This window comes from Streptomyces sp. NPDC024687 (assembly GCF_055559055.1).
In genome coordinates this window covers 16,115-35,764 of record NZ_JBVHLJ010000005.1, presented here as the reverse complement: position 1 = coordinate 35,764, position 19,650 = coordinate 16,115, and the positions used below count along the sequence as shown (strand labels likewise).

At 69.8% G+C, this 19,650-nt stretch carries 19 protein-coding genes and 3 tRNA genes; 11 read left to right on the top strand and 11 right to left on the bottom strand.

What is annotated here, in order from left to right:
• Positions 1-61 precede the first annotated feature (61 nt).
• The gene (locus tag ACZ39I_RS20255) at positions 62-1,570 is read left to right on the top strand and encodes a N,N-dimethylformamidase beta subunit family domain-containing protein (protein WP_467245739.1); all 1,509 of its coding nucleotides are present in this window, start codon (positions 62-64) and stop codon (positions 1,568-1,570) included.
• Positions 1,571-1,707: 137 nt separating this feature from the next.
• The gene (locus ACZ39I_RS20250; protein ID WP_467245738.1) at positions 1,708-2,607 is read left to right on the top strand and encodes a phosphoribosylaminoimidazolesuccinocarboxamide synthase; all 900 of its coding nucleotides are present in this window, start codon (positions 1,708-1,710) and stop codon (positions 2,605-2,607) included.
• 50 nt (positions 2,608-2,657) lie between these two features.
• Here the strand turns inward: ACZ39I_RS20250 and ACZ39I_RS20245 are convergent.
• The 8 genes from ACZ39I_RS20245 to ACZ39I_RS20210 form a co-directional block, all read right to left on the bottom strand.
• Positions 2,658-2,733: transfer RNA gene (locus ACZ39I_RS20245), tRNA-Gly, on the bottom strand.
• A 22-nt stretch (positions 2,734-2,755) separates the two neighbouring features.
• Positions 2,756-3,364: a response regulator gene (locus ACZ39I_RS20240; RefSeq protein WP_403656975.1), complete on the bottom strand. Its 609-nt coding sequence runs from the start codon at positions 3,362-3,364 to the stop codon at positions 2,756-2,758.
• Positions 3,361-4,578 carry a sensor histidine kinase gene (locus ACZ39I_RS20235; protein WP_467245736.1) on the bottom strand — a complete coding sequence of 406 codons (1,218 nt, stop codon included), beginning with the start codon at positions 4,576-4,578 and terminating at the stop codon, positions 3,361-3,363. Before ACZ39I_RS20235 ends, ACZ39I_RS20240 begins: the two co-directional genes overlap by 4 nt.
• A 14-nt stretch (positions 4,579-4,592) precedes the next feature.
• Positions 4,593-5,366, bottom strand: coding sequence for an ABC transporter permease (locus ACZ39I_RS20230; RefSeq protein WP_467245735.1), 774 nt, complete (start codon positions 5,364-5,366; stop codon positions 4,593-4,595).
• Positions 5,363-6,301 carry an ABC transporter ATP-binding protein gene (locus ACZ39I_RS20225; protein WP_467245733.1) on the bottom strand — a complete coding sequence of 313 codons (939 nt, stop codon included), beginning with the start codon at positions 6,299-6,301 and terminating at the stop codon, positions 5,363-5,365. Before ACZ39I_RS20225 ends, ACZ39I_RS20230 begins: the two co-directional genes overlap by 4 nt.
• A gap of 126 nt (positions 6,302-6,427) precedes the next feature.
• Positions 6,428-6,503, bottom strand: a tRNA-Gly gene (locus ACZ39I_RS20220).
• A gap of 80 nt (positions 6,504-6,583) precedes the next feature.
• Positions 6,584-6,655 (bottom strand) — tRNA-Gly (locus ACZ39I_RS20215).
• Between the two features lie 123 nt (positions 6,656-6,778).
• Positions 6,779-7,096, bottom strand: coding sequence for a histone-like nucleoid-structuring protein Lsr2 (locus tag ACZ39I_RS20210; RefSeq protein WP_352391850.1), 318 nt, complete (start codon positions 7,094-7,096; stop codon positions 6,779-6,781).
• A gap of 268 nt (positions 7,097-7,364) precedes the next feature.
• Here ACZ39I_RS20210 and purS point away from each other — a divergent pair, with 268 nt between their 5' ends.
• The 7 genes from purS (at position 7,365) to purM (ending at position 15,044) form a co-directional block, all read left to right on the top strand.
• Positions 7,365-7,637: a phosphoribosylformylglycinamidine synthase subunit PurS gene (gene purS, locus ACZ39I_RS20205; RefSeq protein WP_467245732.1), complete on the top strand. Its 273-nt coding sequence runs from the start codon at positions 7,365-7,367 to the stop codon at positions 7,635-7,637.
• Positions 7,634-8,338, top strand: a complete 705-nt coding sequence (gene purQ, locus ACZ39I_RS20200; RefSeq protein ID WP_398662510.1) for a phosphoribosylformylglycinamidine synthase subunit PurQ — start codon at positions 7,634-7,636, stop codon at positions 8,336-8,338. Before purS ends, purQ begins: the two co-directional genes overlap by 4 nt.
• Positions 8,335-10,593, top strand: a complete 2,259-nt coding sequence (purL, locus tag ACZ39I_RS20195; protein WP_451472293.1) for a phosphoribosylformylglycinamidine synthase subunit PurL — start codon at positions 8,335-8,337, stop codon at positions 10,591-10,593. The genes purQ and purL overlap by 4 nt, the downstream gene beginning before the upstream one ends.
• Before the next feature lie 112 nt (positions 10,594-10,705).
• Positions 10,706-11,500 carry a maleylpyruvate isomerase family mycothiol-dependent enzyme gene (locus ACZ39I_RS20190; RefSeq protein ID WP_467245731.1) on the top strand — a complete coding sequence of 265 codons (795 nt, stop codon included), beginning with the start codon at positions 10,706-10,708 and terminating at the stop codon, positions 11,498-11,500.
• Between the two features lie 31 nt (positions 11,501-11,531).
• The gene (locus tag ACZ39I_RS20185) at positions 11,532-12,350 is read left to right on the top strand and encodes an META domain-containing protein (protein WP_467245730.1); all 819 of its coding nucleotides are present in this window, start codon (positions 11,532-11,534) and stop codon (positions 12,348-12,350) included.
• 57 nt (positions 12,351-12,407) lie between these two features.
• Positions 12,408-13,934 (top strand): amidophosphoribosyltransferase, encoded by a 1,527-nt coding sequence (gene purF / locus ACZ39I_RS20180; RefSeq protein ID WP_451472296.1) that lies wholly within the window; start codon positions 12,408-12,410, stop codon positions 13,932-13,934.
• Positions 13,935-13,979: 45 nt separating this feature from the next.
• Positions 13,980-15,044 (top strand): phosphoribosylformylglycinamidine cyclo-ligase, encoded by a 1,065-nt coding sequence (gene purM, locus ACZ39I_RS20175; protein WP_467245728.1) that lies wholly within the window; start codon positions 13,980-13,982, stop codon positions 15,042-15,044.
• Positions 15,045-15,181: 137 nt separating this feature from the next.
• Here purM and ACZ39I_RS20170 read toward each other — a convergent pair whose 3' ends face one another.
• Entirely contained in the window at positions 15,182-15,430 is a 249-nt protein-coding gene (locus ACZ39I_RS20170; protein WP_352391842.1) for a DUF3073 domain-containing protein, read from the bottom strand.
• A gap of 281 nt (positions 15,431-15,711) precedes the next feature.
• The gene (locus tag ACZ39I_RS20165) at positions 15,712-16,812 is read right to left on the bottom strand and encodes a Leu/Phe/Val dehydrogenase (RefSeq protein ID WP_467245727.1); all 1,101 of its coding nucleotides are present in this window, start codon (positions 16,810-16,812) and stop codon (positions 15,712-15,714) included.
• Between the two features lie 222 nt (positions 16,813-17,034).
• Here ACZ39I_RS20165 and ACZ39I_RS20160 point away from each other — a divergent pair, with 222 nt between their 5' ends.
• Both ACZ39I_RS20160 and bldC read left to right on the top strand, forming a co-directional pair.
• Positions 17,035-17,877, top strand: coding sequence for a DUF8083 family protein (locus ACZ39I_RS20160; RefSeq protein WP_467245726.1), 843 nt, complete (start codon positions 17,035-17,037; stop codon positions 17,875-17,877).
• A 514-nt stretch (positions 17,878-18,391) separates the two neighbouring features.
• Positions 18,392-18,598: a developmental transcriptional regulator BldC gene (bldC, locus tag ACZ39I_RS20155; protein WP_003949541.1), complete on the top strand. Its 207-nt coding sequence runs from the start codon at positions 18,392-18,394 to the stop codon at positions 18,596-18,598.
• A gap of 390 nt (positions 18,599-18,988) precedes the next feature.
• Here bldC and ACZ39I_RS20150 read toward each other — a convergent pair whose 3' ends face one another.
• Positions 18,989-19,180, bottom strand: coding sequence for a DUF6274 family protein (locus tag ACZ39I_RS20150; RefSeq protein ID WP_467245725.1), 192 nt, complete (start codon positions 19,178-19,180; stop codon positions 18,989-18,991).
• Positions 19,181-19,650 lie beyond the last annotated feature (470 nt).

Here is a 19,650-nt window from a genome sequence, read left to right as displayed (position 1 = left end):
GACACGCGTACCAAAGCACCGCGCAGGACGGACGACGGGGGCACGAGGGAGGGGAGCGACCATGGCGCCGGGACAGGAGCACATCCGCCGCTGGGAGTCGGGAGCACTCGCGCACGCCGTGACGGACCCCTTCGGCCAGGGCCCCGTCCCCTGGCTGCGCGGCAGTGAGACGTACTTCGACGACACCGGCCAGGTGGTCCCCTGGTACGTCGAGACGGACCCCGCCCACACCCCGAAACGGGGCGCCCCGCGCGTGCCCTCCCCCCGTTCGGACCCCGGCGGCGGCCCCCGCTCCGCCGACGACGTCCGTCGCCAGATCAAGGGCTTCACCTCGACCGGCGCGGTGGCCCCCGGCGAGGCCGTCGACTTCCACATCACCGTCGACCCGCCGCAGGAATTCGCCGTCGACATCTACCGCATCGGCCACTACGGCGGCGACGGCGCGGCGAAGATCACCACCAGCCCCCGTCTCTCCGGCATCGTCCAGCCCCCGCCGCTGACCGCCGACCGCACGGTCTCCTGTCACCACTGGTGGCTGTCCTGGCGGCTGCAGATCCCGTCGTACTGGAGCATCGGGGCGTATGTCGCCGTCCTCACCACCGTCGACGGCTACCGCTCCCACATCCCCTTCACGGTCCGCGACAACCACCCCGCGGACTTACTGCTCCTGCTGCCCGACGTGACGTGGCAGGCGTACAACCTCTACCCGGAGGACGGCCGCACCGGCGCCAGCCTCTACCACGCCTGGGACGAACAGGGCCGGCTCCTCGGCGAGGCCGACGCGGCGACCACGGTCTCCTTCGACCGGCCGTACGCGGGCGCGGGCCTGCCGATGCACGTGGGCCACGCCTACGACTTCATCCGCTTCGCCGAGCGCTACGGCTACGACCTCGCCTACGCCGACGCCCGCGACCTGCACGCCGGTCACCTCGACCCCACCCGCTACCGGGGTCTGGTCTTCCCCGGCCACGACGAGTACTGGTCGGCGGCCATGCGCCGCACGGTCGAGCGGGCCCGCGACAGCGGCACCTCGCTGGTCTTCCTGTCCGCCAACACCATGTACTGGCAGGTCGAGTTGGGTCCGTCGCCGTCCGGCGTCCCCGACCGCCTGCTCACCTGCCGCAAGCGCAGGGGGCCGGGAAAACCGGCGCTCTGGCGCGAAGTCGACCGCCCCGAACAGCAGTTGGTCGGCATCCAGTACGCGGGCCGGGTGCCGGAGCCGTATCCCTTGATCGTCCGCAACGCCGAGCACTGGCTGTGGGAGGCGACCGGCGCCCAGGAGGGCGACGAGCTCGCCGGCCTGGTCGCGGGCGAGGCCGACCGCTACTTCCCGCGCGCTCCGCTCCCCGAGCACGACGACCGCATCCTGCTCGCCCACTCGCCCTACGCCGACAGCGAGGGCGTCCTCCGCCACCAGGAGACGTCCCTCTACCGCGCCCCCTCCGGCGCCCTGGTCTTCGCCGCCGGCACCTTCGCCTGGTCCCCGGCGCTGGACCGCCCGGGGCATGTCGACGCCCGTGTCCAGCGCGCCACCTCCAACCTCCTGGACCGCATCTGCAAGCGTGACTGAGCCCACGCAAAACACCGGCACCCCACCGGCACAACGCCGGCGGAGCACCCGCAGCACACCCCCAGCACACCCCAAGTCCAAGGTCAGCCCGGTGTACGGGACAATCGACCCGTAGGACATACCCACGGGGAGGAACCGTGTCCGGATTCGTAGAAAAGCCCGAGCCGCTCCAGGTTCCGGGGCTGGTGCACCTGCACACCGGCAAGGTGCGCGAGCTGTACCAGAACGAGGCGGGCGACCTCGTGATGGTCGCCAGCGACCGCATCTCCGCCTTCGACTGGGTGCTGCCGACCGAGATCCCCGACAAGGGCCGCGTCCTCACCCAGCTGTCACTGTGGTGGTTCGACCAGATCGCCGACCTGCTGCCGAACCACGTCCTGAGCACGGACGTGCCGGACGGCGCCCCCGCCGACTGGGCCGGCCGCACCCTGGTCTGCAAGTCGCTCCGGATGGTCCCCGTGGAGGCCGTCGCCCGCGGCTACCTCACCGGCTCCGGACTGCTGGAGTACAACGAGTCCCGCACGGTCTGCGGCCTCGCCCTCCCGGAGGGGCTCACGGACGGCAGCGAACTCCCCGCCCCGATCTTCACCCCGGCCACCAAGGCCGCCGTCGGCGAGCACGACGAGAACGTCTCCTACGAGGAGATCGCCCGCCAGGTCGGCGCGGACACCGCCGCCCAGCTGCGCCAGGCGACCCTCGCCGTGTACTCGCGGGGCCGGGACATCGCCCGGGACCGCGGGATCATCCTCGCGGACACCAAGTTCGAGTTCGGCTTCGACGGGGACACCCTCGTCATCGCGGACGAGGTCCTCACCCCGGACTCCTCCCGCTTCTGGCCGGCCGACCAGTGGGAGCCGGGGCACGCGCAGCCGTCGTACGACAAGCAGTTCGTGCGCGACTGGCTGACCTCGGCGGAGTCCGGCTGGGACAGGAAGAGCGAGCGGCCCCCGCCGCCGCTGCCGCAGGAGGTCGTGGACCGCACCCGCGCCAAGTACATCGAGGCGTACGAGCGTCTGACGGGTACGAGCTGGTCGTAGCGCTGGTCGTAACGGAGAAGCCCCCCGGTGAAAACCGGGGGGCTTCTCGATGGAGCGAACGACGAGGTTCGAACTCGCGACCTCAACCTTGGCAAGGTTGCGCTCTACCAACTGAGCTACGTTCGCATGCGCCGTGGCGCGAGAACCACTATACCCAACCTCGCTCCCGCGCGAGCCGCACGGCCGCGTGACGGTTCTCGGCCCCCAGTTTGGAGACGGCCGAGGACAGATAGTTGCGTACGGTCCCCTGCGACAGCGCGGCCCGTTCGGCGATCTCCGCGACGGGTGCCCCGTCGGCGGCCAGTTCCAGCACCTCGGCCTCCCGCGCGGTCAGCGGCGAGTCCCCGGCGGAGATCGCGTCGGCGGCCAACTCCGGGTCGACGTAACGGTTTCCCGCGTGCACCGTGCGGATGATCTCCGCGAGCCGCTGCGCGCTCAAGGTCTTCGGGACGAACCCCCGCACACCGGCCTCCAGGGCCCGCTTGAGATGCCCCGGCCGCCCGTGACCGGTGACGATCAGCACCCTGCACGAGGGCAGTTCGGTCCGCAGGGATGTGGCGACCTTCACACCGTCCGCGCCGGGCATCTGGAGATCCAGTACGGCGACGTCGGGCTCGTGCGCCCGGGCCATCGCCAGCGCCTCGGGGCCGGTCGCCGCCTCCGCGACGACCGCCAGGTCGTCCTCCAGCGAGAGCAGCGCGGCGAGCGCACCCCGGATCAGATGCTCGTCATCGGCGAGCAGTACCCGCACGGTCATGAAGCCCCCTCCACCGCCACCAGCGGCACCTCCGCCACCAGCCGGAACACACCCTCTCGGACAGGTCCCGCCTCCAGCGTCCCGGACACCGCCGCAAGCCGTTCCCGCAGCCCGGCGATCCCGGACCCGCCGGCACCGCCCGACGATCTCAGGACCCCGTCGTTCTCCACGGTCAGCACCACCCGCTCCTGCTCCGTCCGTACGGCCACCACGCACCGCTTGGCGTCCCCGTGCCGCAGTACGTTCGTGGTGGCCTCCCGGACCACCCAGCCGAGCGCCGACTGCACCTCGGCGGGCAGCCCGCCCGGCTCACCGGTGACCTCGCAGTCGATGCCGGCGGCGGTCAACACCCCTCGCGCTCCGGCCAGTTCGATCCCCAGATCGGCCTCCCGGTATCCCCGTACGACGTCCCGCACCTCGCGCTGTGTCTCGTGCGCGATCCGCTGCACCTCGGTCATCTGGTCCACGGCCTCGTCGCGTCCCCGACGCGCCAGCTGCACGGCCAGTTCGCTCTTCAGCGCGATCACGGCCAGGTTGCGCCCCATCACGTCGTGCAGGTCCCGCCCGAACCGCAGCCGTTCCTCGGCGACGGCGAGCCGGGCGCGGGTCTCGCGGGCCGTGTCGAGTTCGTAGACGGCGTTCAGGAGCCAGACGGAGAAGACGGAGGTGAAGGCGAGGAACCCGGCGGCGATCAGCACCACGACCCCGGTGACCAGGGACTCCGGGAGGGCGTGCCCCAGGGGGAAGCCGCCGAGCACCGCGCCCGCGGCGAAGCCGCCCACGAGCGCGAGCACGCGCCGTCGCCGGCGGATGCCGAGCGCGCCGATGCCGGCGGCGAAGGTCAGCACGCCCACGAAGACCGACCCCGTGGCCATGTCGAGCCGGTCACTGTGGGGACCCCGCTCGGCGATGCCGATCACCGCGACGGAGACGGCGGCAGTGACCGCCCCGAGCAGCCACAGCGCCCGCACCGGTTGCTCGCGCCGCCCGCGCGTCCAGTCGAGCGCCCGCGACGCGGTCACCGCGCACGCCAGGGCGTGCGCGCACACCAGCAGCACCAGCCAGACCGCGAGCTGCCCCGTCACCTGCCCGAAGACCGGCAGTCCGATCGAGGCGACGTAGATCACCGCGAAGAAGTGGAACGACCAGCGCGTGTACGTCTCCACCTTCGCCGGCGTGCTCTTCCGCCGCCACCAGCCCCCTGCCTCGCGCATGTTCTCCCCGTACGTCAGCGCCTCGGCTCCCACCGGAACCACCGCTGTACAGCAAACACGGCCGGCACCGTCCAGGCCACCGCGGTGGCGAGGGAGCCCAGGGCCTCGTAGGGGGAGAGCGTGCCGGCCCAGCCGCCGCGGACCAGGATGATCACAGGCGACAGGGGCAGGAGCTCGCACACCGACGCGAACGTGTCGGGCAGCAGCTCCAGCGGCACGGCGACGCCCGAGAGGGCCATCGAGATCATCACGAACGGCAGCGTGGTGACCTGCGCGCTCTCCACGGTCCGGGTCACGGCCGCCGTCACGGCAGCGAGCGCCGCGCACATCACCAGCCCCAACAGCAACCCCAGTACGACGAGATGGGGTGCGTGCGGCGCGGGCACGTCGAGCAGGACCGTGCTCGCGGCCACGAGCACCACGGACTGGGTGAGCCCGGTCGCGCCGATCGGCAGCGCGGTCCCGCAGAGGATCTCGACGTCCCGCAGCTCACCCGTGCGCAGCCGCTTCAGCACGAGTTCCTCGCGCCGGGCGGTGTAGATCCCGACCAGAGCGCCGTAGACACCGAAGAGCAGGGTGAAGCCGACCGCGGCCGGCAGCAGCACCAGCCCGACGCTCAGCCCTGACTTCTCGACGTCCATGTCGTCCACGACGGGCCGCAGGCTGAACGGCAGCGCGAGCGGCACCAGTACGGCCGCGACGAGCGTGGCCTTGCTGCGTCCGAGCAGCGTGAACTCGGCGCGGGCGAGGGCACCCAGCCTGCTCGCGGGAGTGGTGACCATGCTCATGCCGAGACCTCCTCACGCGCCGCGATCCCCAGGAACGCCTCCTCCAGCGAGGCGGACCGCACATCGAGCCGTCGCAGCTGGATGCCGGCCCGCTCGGCCCACACCAGCAGCCGGGTGGCGGCCCGCTGCAACTCCCGCGTCCGCAGCCGTACGACGTTCCCGTCGACCTCGTGCCCGCACACCCCGAGCTCCGCGAGCGGGGGCAGGTCTCCCACGAAGTACCCGTCGGGAAGCTCGAACGAGATCCGTGCCGGCTGGGCGGCGGTCACCTCGGCCGGTGTCCCCGTGGCCGCGATCTGCCCCTCGTGGAGGATCGCCAGCCGGCCCGCGAGATCCTCGGCCTCCTCCAGGTAGTGCGTGGTGAGCAGCACGGTCGTCCCCCGGTCGCGCAGGGCCCGCACCAACTCCCAGGTGTCCCGGCGCCCTTCGGCGTCGAGTCCGGTCGTCGGCTCGTCCAGGAACAGCACCTCGGGGTCGGCGAGCAGCGCGAGCGCCAGGTCGAGGCGTCGCCGCTCGCCTCCGGACAACTGCTTGACCCGTACGCCGGTCCGCCGGGCGAGCCCGACGAGTTCCAGCACCTCCAGCGGCGGCCGGGCCCCGCTGACGCAGCCGGCCCACATCCGCGTGGTCTCCTCGACGGTCAGCTCGGAGGGGAAGCCGCCCTCCTGGAGCATCACCCCGGTCCGCGGGCGTACGGCGGCACGCTCGGTGTACGGATCGTGTCCGAGGACGCGGATGCGACCCTCGGTCGGCCGGGCGAGTCCTTCGAGGAGTTCGACGGTGGAGGTCTTGCCGGCGCCGTTGGTGCCGAGCAGGGCGAAGACCTCTCCGCGGGCCACGGAGAAGCTGATCCCGCGCACGGCCTCGAACCCGCCCCCGTACACACGCCGTAGGCCGGTGACCTCAATCACGTGTTCGTGTTCGTCGGTGTTCATGAAGCCAGCGTCCCGGCGGAGCGGAGGCGACAGCAGTGCGTGCTGTCACCACTCCGTATGACAAATGTCAGACGGTGCATCGGAGCATGAAAAAGACCCCGGTCGCGATGACCGGGGTCTTCTTCGTGGAGCGGACGACCAGGTTCGAACTGGCGACCTCAACCTTGGCAAGGTTGCGCTCTACCAACTGAGCTACGTCCGCATTGCCTCCGACCGGCTCTCACCGATCGGCGCGAGCACCATCCTACCCGATCCACCAGAGTGGTCCGGACGGCGATGCAGAGCGGGTGACAGGAATTGCACACTGCGCCTTCCCCCTGGAAGGGGGATGTTCTACTACTGAACTACACCCGCATGTACTCCGTGAGCTTGGCCTTTCGGCCTCGCCCCTCGGCGTGCTCCAGACTCTAGCTGACCAGGTGGGGTGCAACGCAAGTCGGTTGTCCCGAGGGGCGGGTGACCCGGCGTCGACCGGCCCTACCGGGCCTCGGCGAACGCCTCGTAGACCCTCTTGGGGATGCGTCCGCGGGCGGGGACATCCATCTTGTTGGCCTGGGCCCAGGCCCGGACCGCCGCCGGGTCGGGAGCGACCTCGGTCTGCTGGTACGCCTTGCCCGACCTGGACCGCTTGCGGCCGGCCTCCACGTACGGCTCGAGCGCCTTACGCAGTTTCTTGGCATTGGCTTGATTCAGGTCGATCTCGTACGACTTGCCGTCGAGTCCGAAGGCGATCGTTTCCGCCGCTTCCGAGCCGTCGATGTCGTCAAAGAGAGTGACCACGACCTTCTGCGCCACGAATATCGGTCCCTTCGTACGGCACGTTGCCAATTCATTTGTACAGTGCCCAACAATGCATTGTGAGCTCGACTAAATCCTTCCGCGTGTGCCAGCGCAATAGGTATCGGGTGTCGATCTGAGATCTTTCCGGGAAATTTTCGCGACCGGCCGCCTCCGCGATGTGTCGTGATGGCCGTCACGTAGATTCCTACAACTCAACGCGCGTAGAATTTTTGTGCGGGTAGTCTGAAGGAACCTGCTCAGCACCACACCACCGGGAGTGCCAGTGGCACGCGTCGTAGTCGACGTCATGCTCAAGCCGGAGATCCTCGACCCCCAGGGCCAGGCGGTGCAGCGCGCACTGCCGCGGCTTGGTTTCGACGGCATCTCCGACGTACGTCAGGGAAAGCGATTCGAACTGGAAGTGGACGGGCCGGTCGACGAGGCCGCGCTCGCCCGCATCCATGATCTTGCGGAATCCTTCCTCGCCAACACCGTGATCGAGGACTTCACCGTGAAGGTCGAGGACTCTGCGGAAGTCGCGGGGGCCACGAAGTGACCGCTCGTATTGGCGTCGTCACTTTCCCGGGCAGCCTCGACGACCGGGACACCCAGCGCGCGATCCGCCTCGCGGGCGCCGAACCGGTCGCTCTCTGGCACAAGGACAAGGACCTCCACCAGGTCGACGCCGTGGTGTTGTGCGGCGGCTTCTCGTACGGCGACTATCTGCGCGCGGGTGCCATCGCGCGCTTCTCGCCGGTGATGGAGCCCCTCATCGAGCAGGCGAAGGCCGGCCTCCCGGTCCTCGGCATCTGCAACGGCTTCCAGATCCTCACCGAGGCCCACCTCCTCCCGGGCGGGATGCTCGGCAACGACCACCTCCACTTCATCTGCCGCGACCAGAAGTTGCGGGTGGAGAACGCGGACACCGCCTGGACGACCGACTACTCGGCCGGCCAGGAGATCAACATTCCGCTGAAGAACATGGACGGCCGGTACGTCGCCGACGAGTACACCCTCGACAAGCTGGAGGCCGAGGGCCGGGTCGCCTTCCGGTACCTCGTCCACGGCGCAGCCGTTGATGGATACGGCAACCCCAACGGCTCGCTGCGGGACATCGCCGGCATCACCAACGAGGCGGGCAACGTCGTAGGCCTGATGCCGCACCCGGAGCACGCCGTGGAGCCGCTCATCGGCACCGGCCGCACCGACGGCCTCCCCTTCTTCACCTCGATCCTCAAGAAGCTGGTCAACGTATGAGCCGGACGCCTCTGGACACGGTCGAGCACGCGACCGCGACCCCCGACGTCGAGCTGCCCTGGGCCGAACTGGGCCTGAAGAAGGACGAGTACGAGAGGGTCGTCGAGATCCTCGGGCGTCGGCCCACCGGTGCCGAGCTCGCCATGTACTCGGTCATGTGGTCCGAGCACTGCTCCTACAAGTCGTCGAAGGTGCACCTGCGCCAGTTCGGCGAGAAGGCGCCCCAGTCGGACGCCCTCCTCGTCGGCATCGGCGAGAACGCGGGCGTCGTGGACGTCGGCCAGGGCTACGCGGTCACCTTCAAGGTCGAGTCGCACAACCACCCCTCCTACGTCGAGCCCTACCAGGGCGCAGCGACCGGTGTCGGCGGCATCGTCCGCGACATCATCGCGATGGGCGCGCGGCCGGTGGCCGTGGTCGACCCCCTGCGCTTCGGTGCCGCGGACCACCCGGACACCAAGCGCGTGCTCCCCGGTGTCGTCGCCGGCATCGGCGGCTACGGCAACTGCCTGGGCCTGCCCAACATCGGCGGCGAGGTCGTCTTCGACGCCTGCTACCAGGGCAACCCGCTGGTCAACGCCGGTGCCATCGGTGTGATGCGGCACGAGGACATCCACCTCGCGAAGGCGTCCGGCGCCGGCAACAAGGTCATCCTGTACGGGGCCCGCACGGGCGGTGACGGCATCGGCGGCGCGTCGATCCTGGCCTCCGAGACCTTCGACGACGCCAAGCCGTCGAAGCGTCCGGCCGTGCAGGTCGGCGACCCCTTCCAGGAGAAGCTCCTCATCGAGTGCACCCTGGAGGCCTTCAAGGAGAAGCTGGTCGTCGGCATCCAGGACCTCGGCGCGGCCGGTCTGTCCTGTGCCACCTCCGAGCTCGCCTCCAACGGCTCCGGCGGCATGCGCGTCACCCTGGACGACGTACCGCTGCGCGACTCCACGCTCTCGCCCGAGGAAATCCTCATGAGCGAGTCCCAGGAGCGCATGTGCGCGGTCGTGGAGCCGGGGAAGGTCGACCGGTTCCTGGAGATCTGCGACAAGTGGGACGTCATCGCCACCGTCATCGGTGAGGTCACCGACGGCGACCGGCTGGAGATCTACTGGCACGGCGGCAAGATCGTCGACGTCGACCCGCGGACCGTGGCCCACGACGGCCCGGTCTACGAGCGCCCGTACGCCCGTCCGGACTGGCAGGACGCGCTCCAGGCGGACGACGCGAACAAGCTGCCCCGGCCGCAGACGGGCGAGGAGCTCAAGGACCAGGTCCTCGCGCTGGTCTCCTCCCCGAACCAGGCCTCCAAGAAGTGGATCACCTCGCAGTACGACCACTTCGTGCAGGGCAACACGGTGCTGGCCCAGCCGGAGGACTCCGGCATGATCCGCATCGACGAGTCGACCGGCCTGGGTGTGGCGATCGCGACGGACGGCAACGGCCGTTACGCGAAGCTGGACCCGTACGCGGGCGCGCAGCTGGCGCTCTCGGAGGCCTACCGGAACGTGGCGACGACCGGTGCCAAGCCCCTCGCGGTCTCCGACTGCCTGAACTTCGGCTCGCCCGAGGACCCGGCCGTCATGTGGCAGTTCGCGGAGGCCATCCGCGGACTGGCCGACGCCTGCCAGCAGTTGGGCACCCCGGTGACCGGCGGCAACGTCTCCCTCTACAACCAGACCGGTGACGTGGCCATCCACCCCACCCCGGTCGTCGCGGTCCTGGGCGTCATCGACGACGTCGCCCGCCGCACCCCGGTCGCCTTCCGCGAGGAGGGCCAGCTGCTGTACCTCCTCGGCGACACCCGTGAGGAGTTCGGCGGCTCGGCCTGGTCCCAGGTCGTCCACGACCACCTCGGTGGTCTGCCGCCCAAGGTCGACCTGGAGCGCGAGCGGCTGCTCGCCGAGATCCTGATCTCCGCCAGCCGCGACGGCATGATCGACTCCGCGCACGACCTCTCCGACGGCGGCCTGATCCAGGCGGTCGTGGAGTCGGCGCTGCTCGGAGGCAAGGGCGCCCGCCTGATCGTCCCGGACGGTCTGGACGCGTTCACGCTGCTGTTCTCGGAGTCGGCCGGCCGCGCGGTGGTGGCCGTCCCCCGCTCCGAGGAGCTCCGCTTCAACGACATGTGCGGCGCGCGGGGCCTGCCCGTCACCCGCATCGGTGTCGTCGACGGTGACTCGGTCGAGCTCCAGGGCGAGTTCGAACTGTCCCTGGAGGAATTGCGGACGGCCCACGAGGAGACGATCCCGGCACTGCTGAAGTAGCCGGTCGTACGACTCCGAAGGCCCCGCCCGTCGCTGTGACGGGCGGGGCCTTCGTCACGTGGCCACCGGTTCGCGGACGGGCTCCGAAGCACCGCCGATTAGGCTCACCGCCATGCCCACGACCAGGAAGCGCGCCCGCACCTACGACCCCGCCAAGATCCGCGAGGCTCTGAAGAACCAGTTCGGACATGTACGGGAGGCCGTGGGCGCCCTCACCCCCGAGCAACTCGCTCTCGCCACGCGCCTGACCGGCTGGACCGTGCGGGACCTGGCCGCGCACATCACCATGGCGGTCGAGACGGTCAGCCGGAACCTCGACCGGGAGGAACCCCCGGCGCCGCGGCTCACCCTTCTCGAATGGCCCTTCGCCACGGCCGACCGGGCCGGCGACATCGCCGACGGCACCCGGGACCTGGCCTCGGCCAATCCGGACCTCGACGCGCTGTACGCCCGTACCGAGGAGCGGTTCCTGCACGCCCTGAGTGCCCCCGGCTCCCGCGTCCTCGCCGCCCGTACCGGTGCCATGACCCTGGCCGACTACCTGGTCACCCGCACCGTCGAACTCGTCGTCCAAACCGACGACCTGAACGCGGCCGTGCCCGGCCTCGACATCCCCTACGACCGTCAGGCGCTCGCCGCCTGCACCCGTCTCCTCGCCGACGCCCTGGCCGCGAAGGCGCCCGGCGGCTCGACCGAGGTGCGGATCCCGCCGTACGCCGTCGTGCAGTGCGTCGAGGGGCCGAAGCACACCCGGGGCACCCCGCCGAACGTCGTCGAGACCGACCCGCTGACCTGGATCCGGCTCGCCACCGGCAGGCTGGCCTGGCAGGACGCGCTGGAGGCGGCCAAGGTCAGCGCGAGCGGGGAGCGGGCGGACCTGGGCGGGCTGCTCCCGCTGATGAGCTGAACCCTTCACGGGGCTCGTGCGTCAAAGAGCCATGAAGCGGACGACACAGCGGACGACAAAGCGGACGACATGTGCCAAGTACGCGGCCGCGGCCCTGGCCGGGACCACCGTCCTGGCCGCCTGCGGCACGGAGCCCGCGGGGACCTCGACCCAGGACCTCTCCGCCATCGAGGACGTCTCCTGGGTGCCCAAGAAGGTCACCGTCGACGGCAAGGACTACGTCCTGCCCGTGAAGGGTGCCCGGCACAAGGCCCAGATCATCTTCGAGCCGACAACCGCCGAACCGGACGGCGACGGTGGTGAGTCCGGCGGTTCCGTGGGCTGCAACAGCATCGGCGTCGACGTGGCCATCGAGGGCGACACCGTGCGGGTCTCCGACCTCGTCATGACACTGATGGGCTGCCCAGGTGCCGTGGGGCAGTTCGAGGAGAAGTTCGTCGGTGTCTTCGACAACGACCTCGAGGCCCGCCTGGACGGGCCCTCGGGTTCCCGGACGCTCACCCTGACCAGCCCGCAGCACGACACCATCACCCTGCGCGAGGAGAAGCCGCCCGCCCTGAAGGGCACTCGCTGGTCCCTCGGCGAGAACGCCTACCTCACCCTCACCGAGAACAACACCGTCACCGGCAGCCTCGGGTGCAACACCTTCCGCGGCAAGGCGACCGTCAAGGACCGCACCATCGAGTTCGGGCCCCTCGCGACCACGCGCATGATGTGTTCCGGCCCGGTGATGAAGACCGAGCGCCAACTCGCCGAAATCCTCTCCGGCAAGGTCTCCTACCAGCAGAAACGCGATTCCCTGAAGATCACCAAGGCGCCCGGCGAGAGCGTCACGGCCCGCGCGGAGTAAGAAAGCCCACTCTCCGTGAATTCGGACCAGTGGTCGATCTCGCCTACACTCGGAAGCGTGCCACGTGGTGACGGACGACTCAACCACGACCTGCTCCCCGGTGAGAAGGGCCCCCAGGACGCTTGTGGCGTCTTCGGTGTCTGGGCTCCGGGCGAAGAGGTCGCCAAGCTCTCCTACTTCGGGCTCTACGCCCTCCAGCATCGAGGCCAGGAATCCGCGGGAATCGCGGTCAGCAACGGCTCACAGATCCTCGTCTTCAAGGACATGGGCCTCGTATCCCAGGTCTTCGACGAGACCTCTCTCGGTTCACTCCAAGGTCACATCGCGGTCGGTCACGCCCGCTACTCGACCACCGGCGCCTCCGTGTGGGAGAACGCCCAGCCGACCTTCCGTGCCACCGCGCACGGTTCCATCGCGCTCGGCCACAACGGCAACCTGGTCAACACGGCGCAGCTCGCCGAGATGGTCGCCGACCTGCCCAAGCAGGAGGGCCGCAGCCCCCGGGTGGCCGCCACCAACGACACCGACCTGCTCACCGCGCTCCTCGCGGCCCAGGTCGACGAGGACGGCAAGCCCCTGACCATCGAGGAGGCCGCCCCCGTGGTCCTCCCCCAGGTCCAGGGCGCCTTCTCGCTCGTCTTCATGAACGAGCACACCCTCTACGCCGCCCGCGACCCGCAGGGCATCCGTCCGCTGGTCCTCGGGCGCCTGGAGCGCGGCTGGGTCGTCGCCTCCGAGTCCGCCGCTCTCGACATCTGCGGTGCCGCCTACGTCCGTGAGATCGAGCCGGGCGAGTTCGTCGCCATCGACGAGAACGGACTGCGCACCTCCCGATTCGCGGAAGCGAAGCCCAAGGGCTGTGTCTTCGAGTACGTCTATCTGGCGCGCCCCGACACCGACATCGCCGGCCGGAATGTGTACCTCTCCCGCGTGGAGATGGGCCGCAGGCTCGCGAAGGAAGCGCCCGTCGAGGCCGACCTCGTCATAGCGACCCCGGAATCCGGCACCCCGGCGGCCATCGGCTACGCGGAAGCGTCCGGAATCCCCTTCGGCGCGGGCCTGGTGAAGAACGCCTACGTCGGCCGTACGTTCATCCAGCCCTCGCAGACCATTCGCCAGCTCGGCATCCGCCTGAAGCTGAACCCGCTCAAGGAAGTCATCAAGGGCAAGCGGCTGGTCGTCGTCGACGACTCGATCGTGCGCGGCAACACCCAGCGCGCCCTGGTCCGCATGCTCCGCGAGGCGGGCGCCGCCGAGGTCCACATCCGGATCTCCTCGCCCCCCGTGAAGTGGCCCTGCTTCTTCGGCATCGACTTCGCCACCCGCGCCGAGCTCATCGCCAACGGCATGACCATCGACGAGATCGGCACCTCGCTGGGCGCCGACTCGCTGGCGTACATCTCCCTCGACGGCATGATCGAGGCGACCACTATCGCCAAACCGAACCTGTGCCGTGCCTGCTTCGACGGCGAGTACCCGATGGACCTCCCGGACCCCGAGCTGCTCGGCAAGCAGCTGCTGGAGACCGAGCTGGCCGCAGGGCCCGCCGCCACGGCCGCGGCCGACGCGATCCGTCGCCCGTAGACAGCCCGCCATACCTGCCGTACGACACGAAGGTTCTCTACTGCCATGTCTGAGACAACTGGTGCCAGCTACGCAGCCGCGGGCGTCGACATCGAGGCGGGCGACCGCGCCGTAGAGCTGATGAAGGAGTGGGTGAAGAAGACGCAGCGCCCCGAGGTCCTCGGCGGCCTCGGCGGTTTCGCCGGCCTCTTCGACGCCTCCGCCCTCAAGCGCTTCGAGCGCCCGCTGCTCGCCTCCGCCACCGACGGTGTCGGCACCAAGGTGGACATCGCGCGTCAGCTGGGCGTCTACGACACCATCGGCCACGACCTGGTCGCGATGGTCATGGACGACATCGTGGTCTGCGGTGCCGAGCCGCTGTTCATGACCGACTACATCTGTGTCGGCAAGGTCCACCCCGAGCGGGTCGCCGCGATCGTCAAGGGCATCGCCGAGGGCTGTGTGCTCGCCGGCTGCGCCCTGGTGGGCGGCGAGACGGCCGAGCACCCCGGTCTGCTGGGCCCGGACGACTTCGATGTGGCCGGCGCCGGTACGGGTGTGGTGGAGGCCGACCGGCTGCTCGGCGCGGATCGCATCCGTAAGGGTGACGCCGTCATCGCCATGGCGGCCTCCGGTCTTCACTCGAACGGGTACTCGCTGGTCCGGCATGTGCTCCTGAACGAGGCGGGCCTCGCCCTGGACGCCCGGATCGACGAGCTCGGCCGCACCCTCGGCGAGGAGCTCCTGGAGCCCACCAAGATCTACTCGCTGGACTGCCTGGCGCTGATCCGCACGGCCGAGGTGCACGCCTTCTCCCACGTCACCGGCGGCGGTCTGGCGGCCAACCTGGCCCGGGTGATCCCCGACGGCCTGCATGCCGTCGTGGACCGCACCACCTGGACCCCGGACCCGATCTTCGACCTCGTCGGCAGGACGGGGCAGGTCGAGCGCCTGGAGCTGGAGAAGACGCTGAACATGGGCGTCGGCATGATCGCGATCGTCCCCGAGGAGTCGGCGGACGTGGCTGTGGAGACCCTGGCCGACCGCGGGGTCGAGGCCTGGGTCGCGGGCGAGATCACGGACCGTGGCGACCACACCACGGGTGCGGAGCTGGTCGGCGACTACGCGTAGATCCCGTACGCAGAGATCCAGCCCCTCGGCGTACGAGGAGCTGGATCCGGGGCGGTGCCCCGCGACGTCAGCACAAAACCCGGTCCGGCGCTGAGAGCTCCGGACCGGGTGAGCCAACGGCTAGGCCGCTGCAGGCATTACGCTCCGCGGCGTTGAGACGCAGGACCGGACTCGTCGTCCTCGTCCCCGTCGTCGTTGTAGAGATCCGCGTACTGGGCGTACGGGTCGTCTTCCTCGTCGTCCTCGAACGGCTCGCCATTCGGCGGCTGGCTCGAAGTCGAAGCGCCCAGCTCATTGGCCAGACGCGACAGATCAGTCCCGCCGCTGCTGTACTTCAGCTGGCGGGCGACCTTCGTCTGCTTGGCCTTTGCCCGGCCGCGCCCCATGGCTCGACCCCCTCGGATACGGGGCTCGGTGGCCCCAGAGTCTTGACACGCGTTCATGATCTGGAACGGGCTCTCCAAAGAGAGACCGGTCCGTAGGGCTTCCACGGTACCTGAGCCCACGGCCATACGGTACGTCGCCCGCACCACGTGCCCGCACCCAGGTCCCGCGAGGAGCCCCGTCCTCGCTGGTCAACCGCGATTTTAACCACTTCTTCGCGGCCGACCCGCCGACGAACGTGAGAGTTCTCTCCAAGAGTGCGCCGACGGGTACCGCTCAAACGTCAGCGCGCCGGTTTCACGGCCGCCTCGTGCATCCGCTGCTCGGCGATCCGGTCGGCCGCGGCGGCCGGCGGAATCCCGTCCTCCTTCGCACGTGCGAAGATCGCGAGAGTGGTGTCGAAGATCTTCGCGGCCTTCGCCTTGCACCGCTCGAAGTCGAACCCGTGGAGTTCGTCGGCGACCTGGATGACCCCGCCGGCGTTCACCACGTAGTCCGGCGCGTAGAGGATCCCGCGGTCGGCGAGGTCCTTCTCGACGCCCGGGTGGGCGAGCTGGTTGTTGGCGGCGCCGCAGACGATCCGCGCGGTCAGTACGGGCACGGTGTCGTCGTTCAGGGCGCCGCCGAGCGCGCAGGGCGCGTAGATGTCGAGGCCCTCGACCCGGATCAGCGCGTCGGTGTCGGCGACCACGGCGACGGAGGGGTGCCGCTCGGCGATCCGCCCCACGGCGTCCTGCCGTACGTCGGTGATCACGACCTGGGCGCCCTCCTCCAGGAGATGCTCGACCAAATGGTGGCCGACCTTGCCGACACCCGCGACGCCGACGGTACGGCCGCGCAGCGACGGGTCGCCCCACAGGTGCGCGGCGCTGGCCCGCATGCCCTGGTAGACGCCGAAGGCGGTGAGGACGGAGGAGTCGCCGGCGCCGCCGTTCTCGGGGGAGCGGCCGGTCGTCCAGCGGCATTCACGGGCGACGACGTCCATGTCGGCGACGTAGGTGCCGACATCGCACGCGGTGACGTAGCGCCCGCCGAGCGAGGCCACGAAACGGCCGTACGCGAGGAGCAGTTCCTCGCTCTTGTCGCGCTCGGGGTCGCCGATGATCACGGCCTTGCCGCCACCGTGGTCGAGCCCGGCCATGGCGTTCTTGTACGACATCCCGCGCGCGAGGTTCAGCGCGTCGGCGACGGCCTCCTGCTCGCTCGCGTACGGGTAGAAGCGCGTCCCGCCGAGGGCGGGGCCGAGCGCGGTGGAGTGGAGGGCGATGACGGCCTTGAGGCCGCTCTTGCGGTCCTGGCAGAGCACGACCTGCTCATGACCGCCCTGGTCCGAGTGGAACAGGGTGTGCAGCACGTCGGCAGCGGCGCCGGTTACGTCGGTCACTGTGGTGACTCCTGGGTCCATTGCGGCGATGGGACACAGGCGCCCGTAAGGGTGGCGGGGCCTGTGGGCACGAGATTAGGGCCTGTGGCGGCCCATGACCGTGCAGTGCTCAGGATCACCTTCCCGCGGGGGGCGGGCGTGCGACGATTTGCATAGTTTTCCCGCGCGTTTGTGTGCGGGTTTCGCAGGTTTTCCCGGCAGGCGGCGGGGGAGAGAGCAGGCGTGCCCAAGGTGTCCTCGGTGACCGTCCCGTACGCGACCTATCTGCGCGTGTACGAACCGCTGGCCGCCTTCCCCGAGCCCGAGCGCAGCCACTGGGCGCGCTACGCCCGCCGCCCGGACCGCCCCTCGTACCAGGACGAGCTGCGCCGCTCCCTGGCCGACCTGCTGCCCACCCCGCCGATCCCGGTGCCGGTGCACGAGAGCAGCGACGCCTTCGTGCTCGACGTGGACGGCGTGGTGTGCGTGTGTCCGTGGCGCACCCGGCTGCGCGGCTGGCTGGCCCTGGAGGAGCTCGGGGAGGAGCTGCCGGCGCCGGTCCTGGACGCGGTGCTGCCCGAGGTCGTACGCCGCCAGACCGCCCAGGACTACGAGCGCTGGCTCGCCCGCAATCCGGACGCCCGGCCCTGGATCCGCACCGCGACCTGGCAGGTGCCGGTGAACTGGTTCGTGCTCGTCTCCGACGAGGAGCGGCGCTTCGACAAGGGGTCCGGCGAGATCCCGCCGATGCTGCGCTACCGCACCCCCATGGTGCAGGCGCGGCGACGCGTGGCGCGGGCTCTGCGGGCCCTGAAGGACGCCGTCGACGAAGGGCCGCTCATCGACGGCCTGATCGACGTCGGGCGCTGGCTGGAGGAGTTCCACCCGCGCTCGCTGGTCGAACTCGACTACGGCGGTCTGGTGCATGTGCTCCCGCCGGGCGAGCTGGAGGACGACCACTCGGCGGCGGACGTGGCCGAGGGCATCGAGGCGCTCAGGCACGGTGACGGGGCCGCGGCGGGCGAGGCCTACGGGCGGCTCGTGGAGCGCTGGCGGGCCGTCAGGGACCGTCGCTCGGCGAACTGATGTGCGCCAGGTCACGAACAGGCGTTTGACCTGACGCCCGTTTTGGGGTTTCGTCCTGGCTCAAGGTGTTCAACTTCCCCTGAAGTCTCACCGACAGGGGACGTAGGTCCCGATCCGGGCGTACGCCTCACGGAGTGTCAAGCGTGACGGACCGCACGTACCCGGCTCTTGCATCTCTTGCCCCTCCTCATGCCAAAATAGGACAAGGGGCCCGGGGGAGGTTCCGCTTTGGGGGGTCTGATGACTCCTGATCACCCCTGTGACTGATCGTCACAGGGGTGTGACTGTCCGCTATGGCATGGTCCATCGGCTTCCGTCGCCGATGAACACCTGGGGGGCAATTCCATCGGTTTGGCCGACGCGGCTGGACAGATGGTGTAGTTGTAGTGCCGAGGACAAGCCGTTCGTCCTATAACCGACTCGACCCGCATCCGCCATTTCGGGCAACGCGGGTCAAGGTGCAGAATTTAGAGGAAAGAACCGAGAAGGTTCGGTTCTCCCGAGGAGGCCGCTCATGACCGCTCGCACCCCTGATGCCGAGCCGCTGCTGACCCCGGCTGAGGTCGCCACGATGTTCCGCGTGGACCCGAAGACGGTCACGCGGTGGGCGAAGGCCGGCAAGCTCACGTCGATCCGTACGCTCGGCGGGCACCGCCGTTACCGCGAGGCTGAGGTCCGCGCTCTGCTCGCGGGCATCCCGCAGCAGCGCAGCGAGGCCTGAACAACTGAATAACCGGACAAACCGGTCGGCCCCCCAGCCGGTCGCCACGTCCGGACACTGGCTCCAAGCGACGCGGGTCCTGCCCCAACAGGGCCCATTCTCAACCTCGTCGTCGATCGCGCTGGACTCCGCCGAGTCCAGCGCGATCTTTTTTGTGCGCGGAGTGTGGGCGTCCGGCGGGCCTGTGGGCGGGCTTGTCGGAGTCTGGGGAGGGGTGTCGGATCTCCTGTGGGGCGGTCCCTGGCCGGTGTGCGATCAGGGGTGCAATTGCACATATTAAATTGACCTGTGGTAAGTGAGCGGTAAGTTCCACGGTTTCAAAAACTCATGCGGTGACTCCCGTCACATACCAGAGTCCTTGTTGCCGTCGGGCCCGGTGAGCTAGGGGTGTTACGCCGGGGAGGGGGTTCCGTCCTCCACGGGCTCCTCCGGTGGTGAGCCTGCTGCCGGCCCGGAGTCCATCGCCAGCCGCAACAGGCGGTGGCAGATCGCGCAGTGGCGGGTCAGATGCCGATACGACGACGCGGCCGCCAGGTGTGCGCGCAGCAACGCCCGCGTCTCGTGCCTGACCGATGCCGCCATACGCCACCTCCGGGCTCCACGGGAACGGGGCCTGGTTTCTGGGTACCCGGGCCAGAAGACGCCGTCAAGATGGCGCGAGCCTCCACGGACGCCGCCCTGCCCCGCTGTCGGGCGCCGGTCGCCCGGCCCGGCGTTGCGTATACGGGCGGCTGGGCTGCGGGGGCGGCGGGAGCGATGCGAAGAAGGCCCACACCCCGATGAGCGGGATGCGGGCCGTGTTTCCGCGGCGGTTCTGACGGAAGGTGCGGCTCCGTTGCGAGCGCTGCCTCCCCCTGGGCGCGGGCGTGGTGGCTGAAGAAGGCTCGTGTCCCGGTGTGCGGGATGCGGGCCATGTTCTCGCGGCGGTTCTGACGGAAGGTGCGGCTTCGCGGCGGGCGCTGCCTCCCCCTGGGCGCGGGCGTGGTGGCTGAAGAAGGCTCGTGTCCCGGTGTGCGGGATGCGGGCCATGTTCTCGCGGCGGTTCTGACGGA

Excerpts from the sequence above, each read along its gene's own strand:
- purL (WP_451472293.1), top strand. The coding sequence starts at position 8,335 with ATGAGCCGGACGCCTCTGGACACGGTCGAGCACGCGACCGCGACCCCC.
- ACZ39I_RS20255 (WP_467245739.1), top strand. The coding sequence starts at position 62 with ATGGCGCCGGGACAGGAGCACATCCGCCGCTGGGAGTCGGGAGCACTC.
- bldC (WP_003949541.1), top strand. The coding sequence starts at position 18,392 with ATGACCGCTCGCACCCCTGATGCCGAGCCGCTGCTGACCCCGGCTGAG.
- purM (WP_467245728.1), top strand. The coding sequence starts at position 13,980 with ATGTCTGAGACAACTGGTGCCAGCTACGCAGCCGCGGGCGTCGACATC.
- ACZ39I_RS20240 (WP_403656975.1), bottom strand. The coding sequence starts at position 3,364 with ATGACCGTGCGGGTACTGCTCGCCGATGACGAGCATCTGATCCGGGGT.
- ACZ39I_RS20190 (WP_467245731.1), top strand. The coding sequence starts at position 10,706 with ATGCCCACGACCAGGAAGCGCGCCCGCACCTACGACCCCGCCAAGATC.
- ACZ39I_RS20225 (WP_467245733.1), bottom strand. The coding sequence starts at position 6,301 with ATGAACACCGACGAACACGAACACGTGATTGAGGTCACCGGCCTACGG.
- ACZ39I_RS20170 (WP_352391842.1), bottom strand. The coding sequence starts at position 15,430 with ATGGGGCGCGGCCGGGCAAAGGCCAAGCAGACGAAGGTCGCCCGCCAG.
- ACZ39I_RS20150 (WP_467245725.1), bottom strand. The coding sequence starts at position 19,180 with ATGGCGGCATCGGTCAGGCACGAGACGCGGGCGTTGCTGCGCGCACAC.
- ACZ39I_RS20185 (WP_467245730.1), top strand. The coding sequence starts at position 11,532 with ATGAAGCGGACGACACAGCGGACGACAAAGCGGACGACATGTGCCAAG.
- ACZ39I_RS20235 (WP_467245736.1), bottom strand. The coding sequence starts at position 4,578 with ATGCGCGAGGCAGGGGGCTGGTGGCGGCGGAAGAGCACGCCGGCGAAG.
- ACZ39I_RS20230 (WP_467245735.1), bottom strand. The coding sequence starts at position 5,366 with ATGAGCATGGTCACCACTCCCGCGAGCAGGCTGGGTGCCCTCGCCCGC.